4 protein-coding genes and 2 pseudogenes are annotated in these 3,306 nt (G+C 53.3%); all 6 read right to left on the bottom strand.

The window, feature by feature from the left end; translation table 11 throughout:
- A pseudogene (locus tag Q0X25_RS07985) lies at nt 1-96 on the bottom strand (50S ribosomal protein L18); the annotation flags it as partial.
- A 61-nt stretch (nt 97-157) separates the two neighbouring features.
- A complete protein-coding gene (rplF, locus tag Q0X25_RS07980; RefSeq protein WP_298580973.1) occupies nt 158-712 on the bottom strand; it encodes a 50S ribosomal protein L6 in 555 nt (184 codons plus the stop codon).
- Between the two features lie 26 nt (nt 713-738).
- The gene (gene rpsH, locus Q0X25_RS07975) at nt 739-1,137 is read right to left on the bottom strand and encodes a 30S ribosomal protein S8 (RefSeq protein ID WP_021734584.1); all 399 of its coding nucleotides are present in this window, start codon (nt 1,135-1,137) and stop codon (nt 739-741) included.
- Nucleotides 1,138-1,225: 88 nt separating this feature from the next.
- The gene (locus Q0X25_RS07970; protein ID WP_021734502.1) at nt 1,226-1,411 is read right to left on the bottom strand and encodes a type Z 30S ribosomal protein S14; all 186 of its coding nucleotides are present in this window, start codon (nt 1,409-1,411) and stop codon (nt 1,226-1,228) included.
- A 67-nt stretch (nt 1,412-1,478) separates the two neighbouring features.
- Nucleotides 1,479-2,066: a 50S ribosomal protein L5 gene (rplE, locus tag Q0X25_RS07965; protein ID WP_298580969.1), complete on the bottom strand. Its 588-nt coding sequence runs from the start codon at nt 2,064-2,066 to the stop codon at nt 1,479-1,481.
- Between the two features lie 331 nt (nt 2,067-2,397).
- Nucleotides 2,398-3,306, bottom strand: a pseudogene (locus tag Q0X25_RS07960) (cell wall-binding protein); the annotation flags it as partial.

Here is a 3,306-nt window from a genome sequence, read left to right as displayed (position 1 = left end):
GGTGAGACGAGGAGCCTCTGCCGTACCGAAAATCTTGGAGCGGACACGGCGCTCGCGGCGCTTGAGTCCGGCCCGCTTGGCCTGCTGCTTGTTCATTCCTTCTCCTTTTCCGCGCCACTACCTAACGGGGTAGTGGTCTTATTATGCAAAGCAAAGCTTACTTAGCAGCCTTGCCGAGCTTCCTGCGGATACGCTCACCTTCGTAGTGAATACCCTTACCCTTGTAAGGCTCGGGAGGACGCTTGGCGCGAATCTCAGCCGCAACCTGACCGACCTGCTCCTTGGAAATGCCCTTAACCAGAATGTGGGTGTTGTCGATGCACTCAAAGCTGATGTTGTCAGGTGCAGGATAGAGCACGGGGTGAGAATAGCCAAGCGAAAGGTCGAGCGTGCTGCCCTTAAGAGCAACGCGATAACCAACACCGGTGAGTTCAAGCTTCTTTACAAAGCCCTCGGACACACCAATTACCATATTTTGCAGAAGCGTACGGCACAGGCCCTGCTGGGCATTGGAGGCCTGAGTCTCATCATTGCGAGTAACCTCAAGGTGTAACGGCATCTCGTCGCTTGCCTCAACTTGTGCAATAGAGACGAGATGAGAGAAATCGCGCTCGAGCTTGCCCTTGGGGCCCTCGACGCTAACGTGGGTACCATCAACTGTCACGGTGACTCCAGCAGGAATCATGACAGGCTGCTTACCAATACGAGACATTGTCTCCTCCTATCGATTCCTAGGGTCTACCAGACGTAGGCGATGACCTCGCCGCCGAGACCCAACTTGCGGGCGTCGCGGTCGCACATCATGCCCTTGGACGTGGAGATGACGGCAATGCCGAGACCACCCAAAACGCGGGGCAGATCGGCAGCCTTGCTATAAATGCGCAAGCCAAGCTTGGAAACGCGGCGGATACCGCGAATCGTGCGGGTGCGCTTGGGGCCATACTTGAGCACGATATGCAGCGTCTTTTGAGGCTTGGTGTCCTCGATGCTGTATGACTCGATGTAGCCCTCCTCGCACATAACACGGGCGATCTCAGCGAGCACCTTGCTAGAAGGCATGGACACCTCGTCCTTACCTGCATTGCTCGCGTTGCGGATACGTGTCAACATATCTGCGATGGGATCGGTAACCTTCATTGATCCTTCTCCTTTGTTCGTGATGAATCTGCACGTGTGGTTCATCTAACCCCATGGGAAAGATGCCTCCACGACAGTGCCCTGTGTCCTACCAGCTTGCCTTGCGGACGCCAGGAAGCTCGCCTTTGAGCGCCAGCTCGCGGAAGCACACACGGCACAGGCCGAACTTGCGATACACGGAGTGGGGTCGCCCACAACGCTGGCAACGGTCCTGCTTGCGCGTCGAGAACTTCGGCGTGCGGTTCGCCTTGACGATCATCGATGTCTTAGCCACAAATCCTCCTCTACGAAATTCTACCGTTATCCCTCACTTTGGGGATAACGGCATCGATGCCTAGTTGTTACTCAGCCTTAAACGGGAAGTGGAAAGCAGAAAGAAGTGCCTTGGCTTCCTCGTTGTTGGGTGCAGTGGTGACAATGGTGATATCCATGCCACGGGTGTGGTCAATCTTATCGAAGTCAATCTCGGGGAAGATGACCTGCTCAGTGACACCCATGGAGTAGTTGCCATGTCCATCAAAAGACTTGGGGGACAGGCCACGGAAGTCACGGATACGAGGGATAGCAATTGCGATGAGACGGTCGAGGAACTCCCACATACGGTCGCCACGCAACGTTACCTTGGCGCCAATGGGCTGACCTGCACGCAAATGGAAGGTAGCAATGGACTTGCGGGCATGGGTAACGAGGGGCTGCTGGCCCGTGATTGCACGAAGGTCAGAAACAGCACCGTCAATTGCCTTGGAATCAGTAGCTGCCTCGCCAACACCCATGTTGACGACAATCTTTTCAATCTTGGGAATCTGCATGACGCTCTTGTAGTTGAACTGCTTGTTAAGCTCGTCACGCACGGTATCGAGATAGTACTGCTTGAGACGCGGGGTCTCGGAGGCGTTTGCAACAGCTACGCCTTTTTTCTGCTTTGCCATGTAGTACTCCTTCAAAGTCGAACATGGAGGTTTACGTGCGGGGATCGCCTCGCACCACCTGGACTGGCGCCCAGGAGCCTATGCGCCACTATAGCGGATCGAGACACAATCCTCCCTTTGAGCATAGTCACGCAAATAGTAAGGATAGCCTCTTGGGCAAGAGATTTCCAGTAGAAGTTTTTCCTGCGTGGAGTGTACACATTGTTTGCTTATCAAGTGAGTACTGCCCTTGTTATTCCTGCCAGAGCGTATGTATCTTGTGCATAAGAAAAGCAGCTGGCGGGAACTGCTTCCCTACCAGCTGCTTGGGGCGCATTTATATGCTTGTTGCCTAATCCTTATTGCCGTTACGCTTGCGCAGAATAAGTGCTGCAGCAACAACAACTATGCCGGCTACCGCAATACCACCCACAGGCAAAAGCAAATCACCAGTCTGAGGTGAAAGCTTGCGAATGACCTTCTTCGTCACTTTCTTGGTAACCTTCTTGCCGGTATTTGATTTGCCAGGTGTATTGGGCGTATGGGGCTTTCCTGGCTGAGTGGGATCTGCCTTTACCTCCACCGTAAAGCGGATGCTCGTGTCATTGGCAGGCGCCGTTGCGTCCTTGCCGTCTGCCCACTGCTTGCCATCCCAATGGAATTTAAAGGCTTTGGTAGTGCCACTTTCAGAAGTAACCGTTGCCTGCATATCGCCTGCGACAGTGCCTACTACCGTAAGACGAGTGCCATCCTTAACGTCACCATTGACCTTTACGCCAGGAATAATGACCTTCATCCAGCCGTCAACATCCCCTGCCTGCTGAACCGCTTTCTGCAAGTCGGCATATGTCTTGATGTTGGTGGTATCGAGTTTCATCGTAACCGTAACGGTCTTACCGTCAGGGCTCACCTTGGTTTGAGTAATAGAGAAGTACGGGCCAAAGTCCTTAGCAGTGGCCTTAACTACGCTAGGTAGAGTCAAACCATCTGGAATAGTGAACGTAGCCGTAAAGGTGCAGTTAGGCACATCAACGGTAAGTTTGGTGTAATCCGTTACCTTCGGATAAAGCTGCTCGATAGAGCTCATCTGCTCTTGAATGCTCTGCTTGTTGAGCCAGCCAGCATAATCAAGCGTGGCATTGGGCTTGGTGGGATATACCGCCTCATGCTCGGTCTCTTCACCAATACGAATATCGCCAGAAAGATCCTGGGTAATGGTGGTAGGAGTCTCAAGCGTCGCCTGAATCGTCTTATCGTCTGT

Source organism: uncultured Olegusella sp., from assembly GCF_947253395.1.
Taxonomy (GTDB): domain Bacteria; phylum Actinomycetota; class Coriobacteriia; order Coriobacteriales; family Atopobiaceae; genus Olegusella.
This window is presented reverse-complemented; position numbering and strand designations above follow the sequence as displayed.

Coding starts and splice junctions, on each gene's coding strand:
- rplF (WP_298580973.1), bottom strand. CDS start 712: ATGTCTCGTATTGGTAAGCAGCCTGTCATGATTCCTGCTGGAGTCACC.
- rpsH (WP_021734584.1), bottom strand. CDS start 1,137: ATGAAGGTTACCGATCCCATCGCAGATATGTTGACACGTATCCGCAAC.
- rplE (WP_298580969.1), bottom strand. CDS start 2,066: ATGGCAAAGCAGAAAAAAGGCGTAGCTGTTGCAAACGCCTCCGAGACC.